This is a genomic window from Allobrachymonas sp., assembly GCF_041912815.1.
Lineage (GTDB): Bacteria > Pseudomonadota > Gammaproteobacteria > Burkholderiales > Burkholderiaceae_C > Brachymonas.
Map to the genome: position 1 here is coordinate 303,115 of NZ_JAYRLV010000001.1, position 17,213 is coordinate 320,327.

At 63.6% G+C, this 17,213-nt stretch carries 19 protein-coding genes; 4 read left to right on the forward strand and 15 right to left on the reverse strand.

The features are described from left to right. Positions 1-286 precede the first annotated feature (286 nt). The gene (gene rho, locus ACE3P9_RS01370) at positions 287-1,549 is read left to right on the forward strand and encodes a transcription termination factor Rho (protein WP_374491195.1); all 1,263 of its coding nucleotides are present in this window, start codon (positions 287-289) and stop codon (positions 1,547-1,549) included. Between the two features lie 61 nt (positions 1,550-1,610). Here the strand turns inward: rho and ACE3P9_RS01375 are convergent, their stop codons facing one another. Then, positions 1,611-2,264 carry a thermonuclease family protein gene (locus ACE3P9_RS01375; RefSeq protein ID WP_374491197.1) on the reverse strand — a complete coding sequence of 218 codons (654 nt, stop codon included), beginning with the start codon at positions 2,262-2,264 and terminating at the stop codon, positions 1,611-1,613. 371 nt (positions 2,265-2,635) lie between these two features. Between ACE3P9_RS01375 and ACE3P9_RS01380 the strand changes: the two genes are divergently transcribed. The 3 genes from ACE3P9_RS01380 (at position 2,636) to ACE3P9_RS01390 (ending at position 4,300) form a co-directional block, all read left to right on the forward strand. Further along, on the forward strand, positions 2,636-3,010 hold the full coding sequence (locus tag ACE3P9_RS01380) for a hypothetical protein (protein WP_374491198.1): 375 nt from the start codon (positions 2,636-2,638) through the stop codon (positions 3,008-3,010). A gap of 179 nt (positions 3,011-3,189) precedes the next feature. Beyond that, the gene (locus ACE3P9_RS01385) at positions 3,190-3,567 is read left to right on the forward strand and encodes a hypothetical protein (RefSeq protein WP_374491200.1); all 378 of its coding nucleotides are present in this window, start codon (positions 3,190-3,192) and stop codon (positions 3,565-3,567) included. Next, positions 3,560-4,300, forward strand: a complete 741-nt coding sequence (locus ACE3P9_RS01390; RefSeq protein WP_374491202.1) for a hypothetical protein — start codon at positions 3,560-3,562, stop codon at positions 4,298-4,300. The genes ACE3P9_RS01385 and ACE3P9_RS01390 overlap by 8 nt, the downstream gene beginning before the upstream one ends. Before the next feature lie 36 nt (positions 4,301-4,336). On the opposite strand, the gene ACE3P9_RS01395 is transcribed toward ACE3P9_RS01390, so the two are convergent. From ACE3P9_RS01395 to ACE3P9_RS01460, 14 genes are all read right to left on the reverse strand, one after another. Beyond that, positions 4,337-4,762: a BLUF domain-containing protein gene (locus ACE3P9_RS01395; protein ID WP_374491204.1), complete on the reverse strand. Its 426-nt coding sequence runs from the start codon at positions 4,760-4,762 to the stop codon at positions 4,337-4,339. 81 nt (positions 4,763-4,843) lie between these two features. Then, the gene (folE, locus tag ACE3P9_RS01400) at positions 4,844-5,548 is read right to left on the reverse strand and encodes a GTP cyclohydrolase I (protein WP_374491206.1); all 705 of its coding nucleotides are present in this window, start codon (positions 5,546-5,548) and stop codon (positions 4,844-4,846) included. Positions 5,549-5,678: 130 nt separating this feature from the next. Further along, positions 5,679-6,479, reverse strand: a complete 801-nt coding sequence (locus ACE3P9_RS01405; protein WP_374491208.1) for an endonuclease/exonuclease/phosphatase family protein — start codon at positions 6,477-6,479, stop codon at positions 5,679-5,681. Between the two features lie 46 nt (positions 6,480-6,525). Further along, positions 6,526-8,328: an aspartate--tRNA ligase gene (gene aspS / locus ACE3P9_RS01410; RefSeq protein ID WP_374491210.1), complete on the reverse strand. Its 1,803-nt coding sequence runs from the start codon at positions 8,326-8,328 to the stop codon at positions 6,526-6,528. 43 nt (positions 8,329-8,371) lie between these two features. Next, entirely contained in the window at positions 8,372-9,067 is a 696-nt protein-coding gene (locus ACE3P9_RS01415; protein WP_374491212.1) for a DUF502 domain-containing protein, read from the reverse strand. An 18-nt stretch (positions 9,068-9,085) separates the two neighbouring features. Next, a complete protein-coding gene (locus ACE3P9_RS01420) occupies positions 9,086-9,319 on the reverse strand; it encodes an FmdB family zinc ribbon protein (protein ID WP_374491214.1) in 234 nt (77 codons plus the stop codon). Positions 9,320-9,652: 333 nt separating this feature from the next. Continuing rightward, a complete protein-coding gene (locus ACE3P9_RS01425; RefSeq protein WP_374491216.1) occupies positions 9,653-11,101 on the reverse strand; it encodes a sodium:solute symporter family protein in 1,449 nt (482 codons plus the stop codon). A gap of 245 nt (positions 11,102-11,346) precedes the next feature. After that, on the reverse strand, positions 11,347-12,915 hold the full coding sequence (ubiB, locus tag ACE3P9_RS01430) for a ubiquinone biosynthesis regulatory protein kinase UbiB (RefSeq protein WP_374491218.1): 1,569 nt from the start codon (positions 12,913-12,915) through the stop codon (positions 11,347-11,349). Continuing rightward, positions 12,912-13,520, reverse strand: coding sequence for an SCP2 domain-containing protein (locus ACE3P9_RS01435; RefSeq protein ID WP_374491220.1), 609 nt, complete (start codon positions 13,518-13,520; stop codon positions 12,912-12,914). Before ACE3P9_RS01435 ends, ubiB begins: the two co-directional genes overlap by 4 nt. Positions 13,521-13,574: 54 nt before the next feature. Then, positions 13,575-14,564, reverse strand: coding sequence for a Tim44 domain-containing protein (locus tag ACE3P9_RS01440; protein ID WP_374491222.1), 990 nt, complete (start codon positions 14,562-14,564; stop codon positions 13,575-13,577). A 399-nt stretch (positions 14,565-14,963) separates the two neighbouring features. Then, entirely contained in the window at positions 14,964-15,695 is a 732-nt protein-coding gene (gene ubiE / locus ACE3P9_RS01445; protein WP_374491224.1) for a bifunctional demethylmenaquinone methyltransferase/2-methoxy-6-polyprenyl-1,4-benzoquinol methylase UbiE, read from the reverse strand. A 49-nt stretch (positions 15,696-15,744) separates the two neighbouring features. Then, positions 15,745-16,191: a gamma-butyrobetaine hydroxylase-like domain-containing protein gene (locus tag ACE3P9_RS01450; protein ID WP_374491226.1), complete on the reverse strand. Its 447-nt coding sequence runs from the start codon at positions 16,189-16,191 to the stop codon at positions 15,745-15,747. Positions 16,192-16,239: 48 nt separating this feature from the next. Next, complete coding sequence (gene recR / locus ACE3P9_RS01455) at positions 16,240-16,830, reverse strand: recombination mediator RecR (RefSeq protein WP_374491228.1); 591 nt, start codon at positions 16,828-16,830, stop codon at positions 16,240-16,242. Between the two features lie 22 nt (positions 16,831-16,852). Beyond that, a complete protein-coding gene (locus ACE3P9_RS01460) occupies positions 16,853-17,188 on the reverse strand; it encodes a YbaB/EbfC family nucleoid-associated protein (RefSeq protein ID WP_374491229.1) in 336 nt (111 codons plus the stop codon). Positions 17,189-17,213 lie beyond the last annotated feature (25 nt).

Here is a 17,213-nt window from a genome sequence, read left to right on the forward strand (position 1 = left end):
CTGCAGCCCGGGCGGCCTGCCCCTTCCGTCACGTTTCCTTGCGATTGTGCAGCCCCACAGGTTCTGCATAAGTGTCTATAATTCGTCTCATCTGAACACCGCAGACATGTCCCTCTCGCGACATGCATCGTGCGCAGGCAGCCATCCCGGCCGCCATAGACCGCCTCCGGTGTCCCTCCCCTGAATTTTCCCGCTCCTGCCTGGCCATTTTCACGCCACAGCCATGCCTGTATGCCAGCCGGGCAGAGCATCTCCCTCTCATCTCCCTGCAGAATCCATTCCCACCATGCATCTGAATGAACTCAAGGCACTCCATGTGTCCGAAGTCCTGAAACAAGCGGAAGATCTCGAAATCGAAAACACCGGCCGCATGCGCAAGCAGGAGCTGATGTCCGCCATCATCAAGAAACGCGCCAAGATGGGCGAACAGGTGTTCGCCGACGGCGTGCTCGAAGTCCTGCCCGACGGCTTCGGCTTCCTGCGCAATCCCGACAGCAGCTACACGGCCAGCACCGACGACATCTACATCAGCCCGAGCCAGGTGCGCCGATTCAACCTCCACACCGGCGACATGATCGAAGGCGAAGTCCGTACCCCCAAGGACGGCGAACGCTACTTCGCGCTCAACAAGCTCGACAAGATCAACGGCCTGCCACCCGAAGCCAACAAGCACAAGGTCATGTTCGAGAACCTGACCCCGCTGTTCCCCAAGGAACAGATGAAGCTCGAACGCGACATCAAGGGCGAGGAAAACATCACCGGCCGCGTCATCGACATCATTGCCCCCATCGGCAAGGGCCAGCGGGCCCTGCTGGTCGCACCGCCCAAGAGCGGCAAGACCGTCATGATGCAGCACATTGCCCACAGCATCACATCCAACTACCCCGACGTGCACCTCATGGTCCTGCTCGTCGACGAGCGCCCCGAGGAAGTGACCGAGATGCAGCGCTCGGTCAGGGGCGAGATCATCGCCTCCACCTTCGACGAGCCTGCCACCCGCCATGTGCACGTGGCCGAAATGGTGATCGAACGGGCCAAGCGGCTCGTCGAGCTCAAGAAGGACGTGGTCATCCTGCTCGACTCCATCACCCGTCTGGCCCGCGCCTACAACAACGTGGTGCCTTCCTCAGGCAAGGTGCTCTCCGGCGGCGTCGACGCCAACGCCCTGCATCGCCCCAAGCGCTTCTTCGGTGCGGCCCGCAACATCGAGGAAGGCGGCTCGCTCACCATCATCGCCACGGCCCTGATCGACACCGGCAGCCGCATGGATGAAGTGATCTTCGAGGAATTCAAGGGCACCGGCAACAGCGAAATCCATCTCGACCGCCGCCTCTACGAGAAACGCGTGTTCCCCGCCATCCAGCTCAACCGCAGCGGCACCCGCCGCGAAGAGCTGCTGCTGCCCCCCGAAGTGCTGCAAAAGACCCGCATCCTGCGCCAGTTCATGTACAACATGGACGAAGTCGAGGCCATGGAGCTGGTGCTCAAGAGCATGAAAGCCACCAAGAACAACGGCGAATTCTTCGACATGATGCGCAAGGGCGGCTGAGTCCCGCTCCGGCCCGCCGCCCCCTGGTGGCTGCGGGCTACCCGAGCGGACCCCGGCACGCTCACCACCGTCCACGACGGTACACCGAGCGGGGACACGATCCATGCCACCGCCGAAAATCCCCCGGATACTCGGCCGCCGGCTGCTGTGCGAACAGGCCCATGCCCTGCGCACGGGCCGCCGCTTCTTCCCGCGCATACGGCCCCTTGCGGTCCCAGCCTTGCCGATAGGACCAGGCGGCTCCCTGCCGCACCATGTCCTGCCCCACATCGAGCCGACCGCGCCACAGCCGCGCCAGAAGGCGGCCATAGCGGTCGCGTGCCACCGGTTCGACACGCACCGTCCCTGATCCCAGCAGTGTCTCCAGCACCCGGCCGGACTGTTCCCCCCAGGTCTGGCAGCGCTCGGGCGCATCCATGCCATCGATGCGGATCTTCTCCACGTCCTGGCGGCGTCTCCACGATCGTCGATCGCTTCCCTGGCCCTCCATCGCCGCCGCCGTCGACGCGGTCGCAGCAGGCGCCACCCATACGGTATCGCCATCCACCACCCGCACCACCTGCCCCTGCCAGGGGGACATCTGCTGGGCCTGCACCGTCAGGGACAGCAACAGCCCTGCGGCCATCCCCCCGATGTGCCGACCGCTTCCGCCTATTCCCCTGCCGTGATCGTCATCCCCTGTGGCGATCGGCACCACGCTGTCCTTGCATTGCACAGTTCCACTCCCTCTCAGGGCGCATTCCACCGATCCCGCACATCCGGTGCAGGCAGGTGGCCTTCATGCAGGCTGAGCCCCCTCGGCCCGGCTTCGCCCAAACCGCCCATCGTACCGGAACAGGTCTGCCTTCCCGATACAGCATCCTCCATCCGAGCCATCGGGCTGCACCAGCTCCGGCCTGTGCGCATGGCAGTACGACTAGCCTCTCCCCTCCCTGTTACCTCGCGTTGCGGCCAGATGCAAACCCGTACCGAATGGAACCGTTCGTTCCCCTGCTTTGCCTATACACTGCAGGAAAGGGAGCTTGAAATTCCAACGGCTACCCTGCATGTCAACAATATCCACTCTTTCACTTCAGGAGCAAGTCCATGACCCCGAACGATCTGCAAAACACCGCCAGCGAAGCTCTCGACACTGCTGCCGCTTCTTCTCACGAAGCTGCCGACAAGACGCTGCGCGCCGCCAGCGAAGCCCTGAGCCAGGCCAGTGCCCGCCTCAATGCAGCCCGTGCGCGTGCAGGCGAAACCATCGACCAGTGGACCGAGCGTGCCCAGGAATTGGCTCGCAACGGCCTCGACAAGGCGAGCGACACCCTGGATCGTTCCAAGCGCGGTCTGCGCCGTGCCGGTGATGCCACCAGCGCCTATGTCGAAGACCAGCCTCTCAAGTCCATCGCCATCGCAGCCGGTGTGGGCGCAGCCACGGCTGCTCTGATCATGCTGCTGCGCAACCGCGACCGCTGATCCCTTCTTTCTTCCTGACGGCCTCTACCTGCTGCATGCATCGGTAGAGGCCTTTTGCATGGGGGGCACGCCTCGTTCTCCCATCGCCTCTTCCGGGAGGGCAGATGGTGGTATCGTTGATGCCACCCCCCCATGCGTGGGGGCATTGCCCATACCCTCCGCATCTCCTGCCTCGCCTCATGATCCATCCCCTTCTCAAGATCCTGATACAGCGGCCCGATCTGGTCATCACCCACATTGCCAACTATGGAGATCTGGTGCAGGACGAGGCACGCGGCGCCATGCGCAATCTGGTCCGCACCCTCATCGGATGGATTGCGGCCGTGATTGCCCTGTCTCTCTTTCTGGTCTTCACAGGGGTGGCCCTGATGATCGGACTCGTGCAGCAACAGTTTCACTGGGTTCTGCTGGCCGTGCCGGGCGCGATGCTGCTCATTGCCCTCGTGGCCATGAGCATGGCACGTCGGCCCATCCTGCGCCCTGAAATCGGCGAGATCAAGCAGCAGCTGCTGACCGACCTGCACATGCTGCGTTCGGCAGGAGAATCCCATGAGTGACGCCCTCCTCACCCCGCGCCAGCGCCTCATCCTGTCGCGCTACGCCCTGCAGCGCAACCTCGATCCGGCCCATGCCGCAACGCCCGACGCCGAGATCGCAGCCCTGCTCAAGCTTCAGGAGCTCGAACTGGCTGCCCGCCAGCCAGCCGACCCGCACGCCGCTGCCTCCGATGGTGCAGGTGGCACACGCAGCCGCCGGCCTGCTGCCCAGAATCCGCCCCCCGCGTCCCGCAGCGCACGTCGGGACAATGCAGCCGGAGCTGCAGACACCAGCCATTACGGCAGCGATGAAGCTGCGGATGTCGATGCCTTCCTGTCGTCTTCCGCCTCGGCGTCCCGGGACAGCGCCTCCCCGCCCTTCCACACGGCGTCGAGCGCCGGCTCCCGCCCGAAGCGCCGCAGCAAGGGCCTGCAGTCGCTGTCGATCTGGCTGTCGCTCGGGCAGCGGGTTCTGGGTGCCTGGTGGCGCCGCCATCCCATGCACATGGTGCTCGAAGTGGGTGAGCCTGTGCTCCAGCAATACGCACGCCGCAGACCCTATCAGCTGCTCGCCCTCTCGGCGGCAGCCGGGGCCCTGATCGTGCTGGCACGCCCCTGGCGCTGGAACTCCACCCAGCGCATGGTGCGCAACAGCGTGCGGCGTGAGCTCAGTGGCTGGGATCTGCGCAGCCTCACGCAGCTGGCGCTCGACAGCCTGCTCGCTACCCTGCGGACAGCCCCCCGCAAGGACTGAGCGATCCTGGCCCGCACATGCCTGGCCAGCTTCAGTTCAGCCGCGCCCGGCAATGTTGGCTGTGGCGATCAGCTCGCGGAACATGGCCATCGACATCTCGCCCGAGGTGAGATAGGGATTGAATTCGGGCCGCTCCGAGTATTTGAGGACGATGGACATGTTGAGCCGTGAAATATCCACGCGCCCCATGGTCCAGCCGCTGTAGCTGCGCTCGGTGATCTCCGAATAGTGCAGCAGCTGCACATCCTCGTGGTGCACCTGATCCTGCAGAATGCGTCCGTACAGGTGGTTCACGTCCGTCCGGCTGCCTTCAAGCACCTGCATGAAGATGTTCTTGCTGTAGCACAGCGCCCCGGTGATGCCATGCTCGGCATTGTAGGCACGCGATTGATGCAGGATGTTTTCGAGGTCATGGAGACCGGCCTCGGTGGCACGGCTGACAAAAAGCAGGCTGACGAGCATGATGCGCTCCCGTGAAAAATCGGCTTCGGGAAAGAAACGGCCATGCCTGCGCTTCAGCAGCGCATGGCATGGCAGCGAGGGTCAATCCTTCTGGGGAATGAGGGCCAGGAACTCGCGTCGCAGCGAGGGATCCTTGAGGAACACCCCGCGCATGACCGAATTGATCATGCGACTGTCCATGTCCTTGACCCCCCGCCAGGCCATGCAGTAGTGCGTAGCCTGCATGACGATGGCCAGCCCGTCGGGATGGGTGCGCTCCTGGATCATGTTGGCAAGCTGCACCACGGCTTCTTCCTGAATCTGCGGACGGTTCATGATCCACTCGGCCAGGCGTGCGTACTTGGACAGACCGATCACGTTGGTATGCTCATTGGGCATGACGCCGATCCAGAGCTTGCCAATCACGGGCACCAGGTGGTGGGAGCAGGCACTGCGCACCGTGATGGGGCCGACGATCATCAGCTCGTTGAGGTGTTCCGCATTGGGAAACTCGGTGAGCACGGGCGGCTTCACATAGCGCCCCCCGAACACTTCCCGGAGATACATCTTGGCCACGCGCCGTGCCGTGCGGCTGGTGTTGTGGTCATGCTCGGTGTCGATCACCATGCTGTCGAGTACACCCTGGAGCTTGTGCTCCACCTCATCGAGCAGCAGATCGAGCTCGCCCGGCTCGATGAACTCGGCAATGTTGTCGTTGGCGTGGAAACGGTGGCGTGCAGCCTGGAGGCGTTCCCGAATCTTGACCGATACGGGGGTGCCTTCTTCATGAGGGGGCTTCGTCGTCATGGAATAAGCATCAGCAAAAAAAGAGCATGCGGTCGAGCATACCACCCCACCCTATCTCCCTTCGGCACGCACGCCCATGGATTTTTCCCCGTTCCCTCTGGCCGCCGGGAACGCCTCGGTGGCGACCAGGTCAGGGCAACTCGAATTCGGCAATGAGCGGCAGATGGTCCGACAGACGGGCCCAGGAGTTGAGTCCGGTTCGCCCCATCAGCGTACCAGCCTGGGGCACATACTGCCGCGTGCGTCGCAGACCGCGGGCATAGATATGGTCGAGCTGGGCCATGGGCAGGCGCGAAGGGTAAGTGCGGCAGGTGGCCATGCCCAGTCCGCTCGACAGCCCGAAGGTGGCCATGAGGGGCAGCAGCTTGGCCCCCCAGTCATTGAAATCCCCGGCCACCAGCAGCGGCTCATGTCCGGGAATCTGGCGGTCGATGAAGCGCGCAAGCTGCTGCACCTGACGCACGCGGCTTCCTGCCACCAGCCCCAGATGCACCACGATGACGTGCACCGTGTGTCCGGCATAGTTCAGCGCCGAATACAGCAGGCCCCGCTGCTCGAAGCGGTGATCGGACATGTCTTCGTGCAGGGTGCACAGTACGGGCCATGGGGTCAGCAGCGCGTTGCCATGCTCGCCATGCTTGGTGATGGCGTTGGTCTCATAGACCGCCTGGTAGCCCTCGGGCGCCAGAAAATCGGCCTGCGACTGCCGTGGCCAGTCCACGAAGCGCAGCTCCCCCTTGCGGTTCATCTTGCGCACTTCCTGCAGGCATACCACATCGGCCCCGAGCGCATCGATGGCGCGCTGGAGGTTGTGAATTTCCAGCCGCTTGGCCGGCCCCATGCCCTGCACCCCCTTGTGGATGTTGTAGGTCACCACCCGCAGGGGTTCGGGGGTAGTCAGGGGCAGGGAAGGCGTCTCGTGCGGATGCATGGGGCAGGCCTTGCGCAGGAGCAGGAAGCGGGCAAAAGAGGCCCGGTCAGGCCTTGTCGACCACCAGCGGATTGCGCAGGCGGATGTGCAGTTCGCGCAGCTGCTTCTCGTCGACCGGGCTGGGAGCCTGCGTGAGCAGATCCTGCGCTCGCTGGGTCTTGGGGAAGGCAATCACGTCGCGAATGGACTCGGCCTTGGTCATCAGGGTGATGAGGCGGTCGAGGCCAAAGGCCAGCCCCCCGTGGGGCGGCGCGCCGTACTGCAGGGCATCGAGCAGGAAGCCGAACTTGAGCTGTGCATCCTCGGGCGTGATCTTGAGCGCGCCGAAGACCTTGCTCTGCACCTCGGCACGGTGGATACGGATGGATCCGCCTCCCAGCTCCCAGCCGTTGAGCACCATGTCGTAGGCCTTGGCGATGCACTTGCCGGGATCGGTGTCCATGAAGTCCTCATGGCCATCCTTGGGCGAAGTGAACGGATGGTGCATGGCGTTCCAGCGCCCCTCCCCTTCGTCGTATTCGAACATGGGGAAATCGACCACCCACAGCGGTGCCCAGCGATCCTCGAAGAGGCCGTGGCTCTTGCCGAACTCGCTGTGACCGACCTTCAGGCGCAGGGCCCCGATGGAGTCGTTGACGATCTTGGCCTTGTCGGCACCGAAGAAGATCAGGTCGCCATCCTCGGCACCGGTGCGCTCCAGAATGGTGGCCAGTGCGGCATCGTGCAGATTCTTGACGATGGGCGACTGCAGCCCTTCGCGGCCCTTGGACTTGTCGTTGACCTTGATCCAGGCCAGCCCCTTGGCGCCGTAGATCTTGACGAACTCGGTGTACCCGTCGATCTCGCCGCGGCTCATGTGCCCACCCTGGGGCACGCGCAGGGCCACGACCCGGCCGCCCGGCGTGGTGGCTGGCGTGGAGAAGACCTTGAAGTCCACGTCCTTCATGGCGTCGGTGAGCTCGGTGAACTGGAGCTTCACACGCAGGTCGGGCTTGTCGGAGCCATACAGATACATGGCATCCGCGTACTGCATGACCGGGAACTCGCCCAGATCCACATCCATCGCGTTGCGGAACACGGTGGTGATCATTTCCTGGAACATGGCGCGGATCTCGTCCTCGCCCAGGAAGGAGGTCTCGATATCGATCTGGGTGAATTCGGGCTGACGGTCCGCGCGCAGGTCCTCGTCACGGAAGCACTTGGTGATCTGGTAGTAGCGGTCGAACCCGGCCACCATGAGCAGCTGTTTGAACAGCTGGGGGGACTGCGGAAGCGCGTAGAAGTGCCCGTCGTGCACGCGGCTGGGAACCAGATAATCCCGTGCGCCTTCAGGAGTGCTCTTGGTCAGCATCGGGGTCTCGATGTCGATGAAGCCGTGCGCATCGAGGAACTTGCGCACCTCCATGCTCACCTTGTAGCGCAGCATCAGGTTGCGCTGCATGTAGGGGCGGCGCAGGTCAAGCACCCGGTGGGTCAGGCGTGTGGTCTCGCTGAGGTTGTCGTCATCGAGCTGGAATGGCGGGGTCACCGAGGGATTGAGCACATGCAGCTCGTGGCACAGTACCTCGATCTTGCCGGTGGTCAGGTTCTCGTTGGTGGTTCCTTCGGGACGGGCACGCACCAGCCCCTGAACCTGCACGCAGAACTCGTTGCGCAGATCCTCGGCCTCCTTGAACATTTCGGGACGATCGGGATCGCAGACCACCTGCACATACCCGTCGCGGTCGCGCAGGTCGATGAAGATCACGCCGCCGTGATCGCGCCGGCGGTTGACCCAGCCACACAGGGTGACGGTCTGCCCCAGCTGGGCCTCGGTGACCTGTCCGCAGTAATGAGTACGCATTGCCATTTCGTTGGTCCTTTGTCGCTTGTCTCTTGACAAGTCTGTTGGGTTAATGGGGGGAGCGTGGAGGCGCCGCATGGTTCGCCCCCACTGCACCATGGGATGAAGCTGGCAGCACATGTTCGTGCGGCACCACCACCCCCATGGAAATGATGTACTTGAGCGCCTCGTCGACCGTCATGTCGAGTTCGATGACTTCGTCGCGGCGCATGATGAGAAAGAAACCGGAAGTGGGGTTGGGCGTGGTGGGCACATACACGCTCACATGGCTGTCGACGAGCTGGCGCTCGACTTCACCTGCCGGAGCCCCCGTGAGAAAGGCCACCGTCCAGCACCCTCTGCGGGGATATTGCACCAGGAGCGCCTTGGAAAAGGCCTTGCCGCTCCCGGAGAACAGCGTGTCGGACACCTGCTTGACACTGCTGTAGATCGAGCGCACCACCGGAATCCGCACCAGGATGCGATCCCACTGGCGCAGCCACCACTGCCCCACGATGTTGGCAGCCAGCACGCCGGTCACGAAGATCAGCACCCCGAGAGCCACCACCCCGATACCGGGAATGTGGGAAATCCGCTGGATCAGCCCGCTCAGCGGCGGCACCACCGTGACGACGGCCGCCAGGATGCCGCCGAAGATGCCGTCGAGCACCCCCATGAGCCACATCAGCACCCATACGGTGATGACCAGAGGCAGCCAGACCAGCAGGCCGGCAATGAAGTATTGCTGGAGCCGATTCTTGAACATGAAGACGACCGCCTGTGCTCAGGAGTCGCTGGACGCGGGGCCGGAATGGGAACCGGCACTGCCACTGCCCCCTCCGCGGAAATCGGTCTCGTACCACCCGCTTCCCTTGAGGCGGAAGCCGGCTGCGGTGACCTGTTTCTTGACCGCATCCTTGCCACACACAGGGCAGGTAAGCACGGGCGGATCGCTCATTTTTTGCAGCTTGGTGAAAGCATGGCCACATGCTTCACAGCGATAGGAATAGATAGGCATGAAGAAATCGAAGACTGTCAACACGAAAAGGCCCGTGACCACATTGCACGCGCCGATGCTGAATTATAGGGCGCCGCCAGTGCGCAGAGCGCGTGCACGCCCCACACGACAGCCAGCCACAGTGGGAGATCGCGCCGGCACGAGAGAGAATACACAGCAGGCAAGCCGCCACGGCGGAAAGACTGTCCAAGGGCTGCAATGGGTTCGAAAGGTACGTCACAGGTTCCCGATCACGCGATCTTGCAGGTTCCGGGAAGCAGGTGATGAGGGGAATATCTCATGGCCTTCCTTTGGGGAGGCCATACTCGGGGGCGATGCAGTCCCTTCTGATTTTCAGGCATCGGACCCTTCGAAGACGGGTACATGGCCGTGGACGGGGCGGATCCATTGCGGGAGCAGGGATCCGGCGACCATGCCGAACAGTGAGGCCAGCAGACCGGCAAGCTGTTGCGGGAAGATGCCGTTCCAGCCCGGAACGAACATGAACAGCAGCCATACCGTCACTCCCAGCACCACCGACCAGATGCCGCCCTGTGTGGTGGCGCGCGACCAGTACAGGCCGCAGACCAGCGGCACGAAGGCACCCACCAGCGGAGCCTGATAAGCCCCCGAGACCATCTCGTAGATGGAAGTGCCCTGCATCAGGATCGCATAGGCCAGCACTATGGCTGCAAACACCAGCACGGCCAGGCGCATGGCCAGCAGTGTGCGGCGGTCGTCCATGCGCACGAAGTGGCGCAGGATGTTCTCCACGAATGTGGTAGTGGGGGCAAGCAAGGTGGCAGAGGCACAGGACTTGATGGCCGACAGCAGCGCCCCGAAGAAGATCACCTGCATCACGAAGGGCATCTTCTCCATCACGAGCGTGGGCAGCACCTTCTGGGGATCGTCCTTGATGAGGGCAGCGGTCTCGGTCGGCATGATGATCAGGGCCGTGGCCACGAGGAAAATGGGCACGGCAGCAAAGGCGATGTACATCATGCCGCCGATGACGGGGCCGAAGATGGCTGCCCGCACGGTGCGGGCGGACATGACGCGCTGGAACACGTCCTGCTGCGGGATGGAGCCCAGCATCATGGTGATGGCCGAGGCAAAGAAGACGAGGCCGTCATGCCAGGTGGGCTCGGGCCAGAATCGGAACAGGTCGCGGTGCCGCGCCAGATCAAGAACCGGTGCCGTGCCGCCGGCCATGTCGGCCGCAAAGAACGCCAGCACCAGCAGCCCGACGATCAGGACGATCATCTGGATGAAATCGGTCACGGCAACCGACCACATGCCGCCCAGCAGGGTGTAGGCCAGAATGGAGATGACCCCCATCACCATGCCCCACGGGATGGAGATGGCACCATGGGTGAGCAGATTGAAGACGACGCCCAGCGCGGTGACCTGTGCCGACACCCATCCCAGATAGCTGACCATGATGATGACCGAGCAGAACACCTCGACGAAGCTGCCGTAGCGCGTGCGGTAGTAGTCGCTGATGGTGAGCAGATCCATGCGGTAGAGACGCCCGGCAATGAACAGCCCCACCAGGATCAGGCAGGTACCGGCGCCGAAGGGATCTTCCACGATCCCGCCGAGTCCATCCTTCATGAAGCGCGCCGGGATGCCCAGCACCAGCTCGGAGCCGAACCAGGTGGCGAAGGTGAGCGTGACGATCATCATCAGGGGCAGATGGCGCCCCGCGACCGCGAAATCGGCGGTGTTCTTCACGCGCCGTGCGGCCAGAAGGCCGATGCCGATGGTGACCAGCAGATAGAGAAGGACCAGGACGAGCAGCACGGGCATCTCCGCAGAGAAAGAAGGCCAGGAATCCGTTCAGAAAAAGATGAGCGGCGCAAGAATTGCGCCGCCATTATCGGGGGTGCAGACCGCTGCATCGGGCCTCCACCGCGCACCGCTCTTCGGCAGTGGCCTGACGCAGCCATGGCTGCGGCTTATGCGCCACACCTCACCCACTGCAACAGCGCGCTTTTCGGCAGCCCCCGTGCAGAAGGTGCGCAGCGGGCGTCTCTGGCGCCGTGTCCTCAGCCTCGAAGATGCAGGGCCAGCTGCATGACGACCATGCCCAGAAAGAAGCCGATGGCTCCGTAGAGCACGGACTGCAGCAGCCGATTGGTGCGCCGCTGTTCGGCAAGCAGGCGCACCAGCTCGCGGTCCTGGGCCTTCTGTGTGTGTACCTGCTGGGTCAGGTACTGGTGCAGGAGCCGCGGCATCTCGGGCAGGAGGCGGATGAGATGGGGGGCTTCATCGCGCAGCTCGTTCAGGAGACGCTTGGGGCCCATCTGATCGAGCATCCATTTTTCGAGGAAAGGCTTGGCGGTACTCCAGAGGTCGAGATCGGGGTCGAGATCCCGTCCCAGGCCTTCGACGTTGAGCAGGGTTTTCTGCAGCAGCGTGAGCTGGGGCTGGATCTCGACATGAAAGCGACGCGACATCTGGAACAGGCGCATGAGCACCATGCCGAGAGAGATTTCCTTGAGGGGACGGTCGAAATACGGTTCGCAGACAGCCCGCACCGAAGCTTCCAGCTCCTCTACCCGCGTTTCGGCAGGGACCCAGCCGGATTCGATGTGCAGCTCCGCCACCCGCTTGTAGTCGCGACGGAAGAAAGCGGTGAAGTTCTGGGCCAGGTATTCCTTGTCGAACTCGGTGAGCGTGCCGACGATGCCGAAGTCCAGCGAGATGTAGCGGCCAAAGGTGTCGGGGTCGACACTCACCAGAATGTTGCCGGGATGCATGTCGGCGTGGAAGAAGCCGTCGCGGAACACCTGGGTGAAGAAGATGGTGATGCCGTCGCGCGCCAGTCGGGGAATGTCCACGCCCTGCTCGCGCAGGCGTTCGACCTGACTGATCGGAATGCCGGTCATGCGCTGCATGACCAGAACCTCGGTGGCGCAGTAGTCCCAGTACATCTCGGGAATGAGCACCAGATCGAGCCCTTCCATGTTGCGGCGCAGCTGGGCCGCATTGGCGGCTTCGCGCATGAGGTCGAGCTCGTCATGGAGGTAGCGGTCGAATTCGGCCACCACCTCGCGGGGCTTGAGCCTGCGGCCATCCGCACTGAGACGTTCGACCCAGCCCGCCATCATGCGCATGAGGCTGAGGTCCTTCTCGATGATGGAAAGCATGCCCGGGCGCAGCACCTTGACGGCGACATCGCGCTCGATGCCCTGCCGGTCCCGCATGCGGGCGAAGTGCACCTGGGCGATGGAGGCACTGGCCACAGGCTGGCGGTCGAACTCGGTGAACAGCACATCCACTGGCTTGCGCAGCGCGCGCTCGATGGTGGCCACGGCCACCTCGCTCGGAAATGGGGGCACCCGGTCCTGCAGCAGTGCCAGCTCCTCGGCTACGTCGGGCGGCAGCAGATCCCGTCGCGTGGACAGAACCTGCCCGAACTTGACGAAGATGGGCCCCAGGCGCTCGAGCGCCTCGCGCAGTCTGACCCCACGCGGCTGGCGAAAGCGGCGGCCAAAGGTAACGATGCGCGCAGTGAGCCGAAATCCCCGGTGCGAGGAGGACGTCAGCACCACCTCGTCGAGACCGTACCGGAAGAAGATCCAGACGATGTAGATGCCACGCAGAAACTTCATGGACGCTGGCCTTCGGAACCTTCATTTTCATGCCCTTGGGCATCCGCATGGCCGGGTGCCCGGCCTGCGACCTTGGCCTCCACACGCCCCACGAAAGCCCGCAGGGCCGCCGCGATGGAGCGCGCGCCCTGGGCAAGGGTGTGGGCCGGCACGTCGCCCATGATGCGGGCCAGGTCTTCCTCGACATCCCAGCGCAGATGATCGGCCAGCCAGTTGACTTCGGCCGCCAGCTGCACATCGCCCTCGATGCGCACGGCAGGCTTGCCGCCCTGCATGGCCGTGCGGGCCACGATCCAGGGAGAGGGTTCGTCGATGGTGATGGTGAGATCGGGCGTCTGCGCGGACTCGGCCAGATCGAACATGCCTGCGGGAGTGATCTGCAGACGCAGGGTGAAGGCACGCCACTGCGCCAGCATGACCCGCCCCTTCTGCCGCACGAGACGAGCCTGCGCCTCGGGCTCCTGCATGACCACATGATTGAGCAGCAGCACGAGGCGACGCTGCATTTCATGCACGAGCCAGTCGGGGGGAGCCAGCTTGCTCAGGAGTTGGGAGGCGGTGCCGGACACGCGGCCCAGAAGAGAAAAGGGAGACTGTGTTTCCATAGTCTCCCTATTTTCCCCTATTTCAGGACAGAACCCCGTTTCCGGGGAATGGCATCATTGCAGTGCCTGCACGCCAGCCACCAGCCAGCCGCCACCCTGCCTGGGTTTGCTCATGTTCCAGACTTCGCGGAAGGGATGGGGCGCAGCGGCGGGATCTTCGCGCACCATGCCGGAAAACTCCACGCTGGCAAGGTAATCGGTGGGGGTTTCCTCGATGCCGAGCAGCTTGGCTTCGAGCGTGGGAACTTCGGTGGTGTTGGGGGTCCCGTGGGACTCGCTGTCGCGGTCTGCAAGCTGCTGCTTGATGTCGGCCAGCATCTCGTCGGTCATCATGGCCCGGAGGCTGGTGAGATCGCCACGGTCCCAGGCATGCTGCAGGGTCAGGAAGTTGCGCTTGGCTGCCGACAGGAAGCCTTCCACGTCGAAGCCTTCCGGAACACCCCAGCTCTGGGAGCCAGAGAGTGCAGAGCCGATCATGCTGCCACCAGTGGCAGCAGCTGCAGGTGCTGCCGGCGCAGGTGTGAAGGCAGCACCCTGAGACTCCCAGGAACGGGCCGCCGTGTCATTGCCAGGGGTGCGTGCATCGTATCCCCCTCCTGCCGGAACCGGTGTGGGAGTGCCAAAGGGAGCACGGGCCGACGGAGCAGTGCCACGGCTGCGGAACATTTTCCACAGCATCAGCCCGCCAGCCACGAGCAGGACCATGAGCAGAATGTTGCCGAAACCGGCTCCCAGCCCAAGGCTGTGCGCGAGCCAGGCGAGGCCCAGCCCCGCAGCCAGACCGCCGAGAATGCCCGCCCAGGGCTTGCGCGGTGCAGGTGTGGGAGTGGCAGGATTGGCCGCACCGGGACGGGCGGCGGCATTCTGCTGCATGCCGGCTGCCGTGCCGGTTCCACCGACAGGATTGGCGGCATTGCGCTGGGTCACATGGGTGGACTGGCGACCGAAGGATTTGCCCCCTCCCAGGCGCTTGGCATCGACATGGAAGCTGGTAGCGGCCAGTGCCAGGGCAAGCAGAATGGACAGCACGGGTCGTTTGGACATGGGGTCTCCTGGAGAACAACAAAGAAGGACAGAAACGTCTATGACACTGCCACACTGCCCGAAAGGCGCTTCGGGCAGCACTGCCGCATGACGCGACAGCACGATGCCATATGCAAGACAGATGGAGGCACGCCGCGCGGATTCAATGACGGCAGTCAGGAAAACAGTCTAGTGCAGGTGCAGCAAGGCCTTGCTTAAGGCGAGCTTAAGGCAGTGAAGGCGGGATGAGACCAAAGTGCCGGAAACAGATGCCCCGCATCCCCAGGGCCATGCACCGCATCGGAAGCCGATCGATCACCGATCACCGATCACCGATGATCGTGCAGTGGGCCATGACAGCCCCTGCAACCGCCACAGGACACCAGAATGCCCGGACTGCATGGGCACCCGGGACCAGCATCAGCACTTGATGCCGACGTGCAGGGCCACGACCCCCAGAGTGAGGTTGTGGTAGTCGACGTGGCCGAAACCGGCATCTTTCATCATGCGCTTGAGCTCTTCCTGCCCGGGATGCATGCGGATGGATTCGGCCAGATAGCGGTAGCTCTCGGCATCGCCAGCCACCAGCTGCCCCATGCGCGGCAGGATATTGAAGCTGTACCAGTCGTAGATTTTTTCGAGGGGTTTGGCCACGCGCGAGAACTCCAGCACCAGCAGCTTGCCGCCGGGTCTGAGCACACGGTTCATTTCCTTGAGGGCCAGGTCCTTGTGCGTCATGTTGCGCAGGCCGAAGGCCACGCTCACCAGATCGAAGTGGCCATCTGGAAAGGGCAGCTTCTCTGCATCGCACACGACAGTGGGCAGCACCACACCCTTGTCGAGCAGGCGGTCACGGCCCGCACTGAGCATGGCGAAGTTGATGTCGGTGTGCACCACCTGCCCGGTCTTGCCGACCTTTCTGGAAAAAGCCAGTGCCAGGTCTCCGGTGCCGCCCGCGATGTCGAGGGCGCGGTCGCCTTCCTTGAGGTGGGCCACCATGACGGCATAGGCCTTCCACAGGCGGTGCAGTCCTCCGGACATGAGGTCGTTCATGACATCGTACTTGGGCGCGACCGAGTCGAAGACGGCCCGCACGCGCGATGCCTTTTCCTTTTCGTCTACGGTTTCGAATCCAAAGTGGGTCTGGCTCATGGCTGCAATCCTTGTCACTGTCAAGCGAGCATTCTAGCGGCTGGCCCGCTCAGTGGGCGCCGCAGTGGCCCGATCCACATCCGCCGGAGCGAGCAGGCTGCGCGGGAGCTTCAGGTTCGGGAGCCGGATCGCGCGAAGCGCCTGCCGCAGCCAGACGGGCCTCGTACTCTGTCCACAGGCGGGACTGTTCGGTGCCGAGCCAGTAGAGATAGTCCCAGGAATAGATGCCGCTGTCGTGGCCGTCGCTGAAGGTGGGCTGAATGGCATAGTGCCCCACGGGCGCCAGATCCACGATGTCCACGAGGCGCTTGCCTGTCTGCAGGACCTCCTGCCCTTCGCCGTGTCCCTTGACTTCGGCCGAGGGGGAGTAGACGCGCATGAGCTCGAAGGGCAGGACGAAGGTGACGCCATCGTCGAAACGCACCTCCAGCTGGCGTGAACGCCCATGGAGCGTGATGTCGATGGGCTTGGGGGTGGTGGGTGTCAGTCCGGCCATGATGGGACTCGCAAGAAAAAAACGAAACGGAAGGGAGCAACCGCGCAGTCAGTGCCGGTCATGCAGCGCATGCGCAATGGTGCCGAGGTCGACATATTCGAGCTCGCTGCCCACCGGCACACCACGCGCCAGCCGGGTGACGCGCAGGCCGCGCGCGCGCAGCAGCTCGCCGAGCACATGGGCGGTGGCCTCGCCTTCTGCCGTGAAATTGGTGGCCAGGATCACTTCCTTGACCTCCGGCTCGGTGGCACGTTCGAGCAGCTGGTCGATGCCGATCTCCTGGGGGCCAATGCCGTCGAGCGGGCTGAGCTTGCCCATGAGCACGAAGTAGAGTCCACGATAGGCCAGCGTACGCTCGATGGCGGACTGGTCGGCCGGGGTTTCCACCACGCACAGCTTGCTGCGGTCGCGTGCAGGATCCAGGCAGGTGGCGCACACGTCGTCCTCGGTGAAGGTGTGGCAGAGTCTGCAGTGATGCACGTTGCGGGCAGCAAGGTGCAGTGCCTGCGAGAGCTGCTCGGCCCCTGCCCTGTCATGCTGGAGCAGGTGATAGGCCATGCGCGAGGCCGACTTGGCTCCTACTCCCGGCAGGCGCCGGAGTGCTTCGATGAGCGCCTGCAGGGCATGCGTTTCGGCCACGGTATTGCCCGGTCAGCAGGGATCAGAACGGGAACTTCATGCCGCCGGGCAGGCCCGGCATGCCTGCGGGCATGACCTTGGACATCTTCTCGTTGGAGACTTCCTCGGCCTTGCGCACGGCCGCGTTGAAGGCAGCCGCCACCAGATCCTCCAGCATGTCCTTGTCGTCGGCCAGCAGGGTAGGATCGATCTCGACACGCTTGACGTCGTGCTTGCAGGTCATGGTGACCTTGACGAGTCCGGCGCCGGATTCGGCTGTCACCTCGATGTTGCCCAGCTCTTCCTGGGCCTTCTTGAGGTTGTCCTGCATGGCCTGGGCCTGCTTCATCAGGCCGGCGAGTTGTCCTTTGTTGAACATGGTGTGCTTCCTTGTGGAAATGGAT

Coding starts and splice junctions, on each gene's coding strand:
- rho (WP_374491195.1), top strand. CDS start 287: ATGCATCTGAATGAACTCAAGGCACTCCATGTGTCCGAAGTCCTGAAA.
- ACE3P9_RS01380 (WP_374491198.1), top strand. CDS start 2,636: ATGACCCCGAACGATCTGCAAAACACCGCCAGCGAAGCTCTCGACACT.
- ACE3P9_RS01385 (WP_374491200.1), top strand. CDS start 3,190: ATGATCCATCCCCTTCTCAAGATCCTGATACAGCGGCCCGATCTGGTC.
- ACE3P9_RS01390 (WP_374491202.1), top strand. CDS start 3,560: ATGAGTGACGCCCTCCTCACCCCGCGCCAGCGCCTCATCCTGTCGCGC.
- ACE3P9_RS01395 (WP_374491204.1), bottom strand. CDS start 4,762: ATGCTCGTCAGCCTGCTTTTTGTCAGCCGTGCCACCGAGGCCGGTCTC.
- folE (WP_374491206.1), bottom strand. CDS start 5,548: ATGACGACGAAGCCCCCTCATGAAGAAGGCACCCCCGTATCGGTCAAG.
- ACE3P9_RS01405 (WP_374491208.1), bottom strand. CDS start 6,479: ATGCATCCGCACGAGACGCCTTCCCTGCCCCTGACTACCCCCGAACCC.
- aspS (WP_374491210.1), bottom strand. CDS start 8,328: ATGGCAATGCGTACTCATTACTGCGGACAGGTCACCGAGGCCCAGCTG.
- ACE3P9_RS01415 (WP_374491212.1), bottom strand. CDS start 9,067: ATGTTCAAGAATCGGCTCCAGCAATACTTCATTGCCGGCCTGCTGGTC.
- ACE3P9_RS01420 (WP_374491214.1), bottom strand. CDS start 9,319: ATGCCTATCTATTCCTATCGCTGTGAAGCATGTGGCCATGCTTTCACC.
- ubiB (WP_374491218.1), bottom strand. CDS start 12,915: ATGAAGTTTCTGCGTGGCATCTACATCGTCTGGATCTTCTTCCGGTAC.
- ACE3P9_RS01435 (WP_374491220.1), bottom strand. CDS start 13,520: ATGGAAACACAGTCTCCCTTTTCTCTTCTGGGCCGCGTGTCCGGCACC.
- ACE3P9_RS01440 (WP_374491222.1), bottom strand. CDS start 14,564: ATGTCCAAACGACCCGTGCTGTCCATTCTGCTTGCCCTGGCACTGGCC.
- ubiE (WP_374491224.1), bottom strand. CDS start 15,695: ATGAGCCAGACCCACTTTGGATTCGAAACCGTAGACGAAAAGGAAAAG.
- ACE3P9_RS01450 (WP_374491226.1), bottom strand. CDS start 16,191: ATGGCCGGACTGACACCCACCACCCCCAAGCCCATCGACATCACGCTC.
- ACE3P9_RS01460 (WP_374491229.1), bottom strand. CDS start 17,188: ATGTTCAACAAAGGACAACTCGCCGGCCTGATGAAGCAGGCCCAGGCC.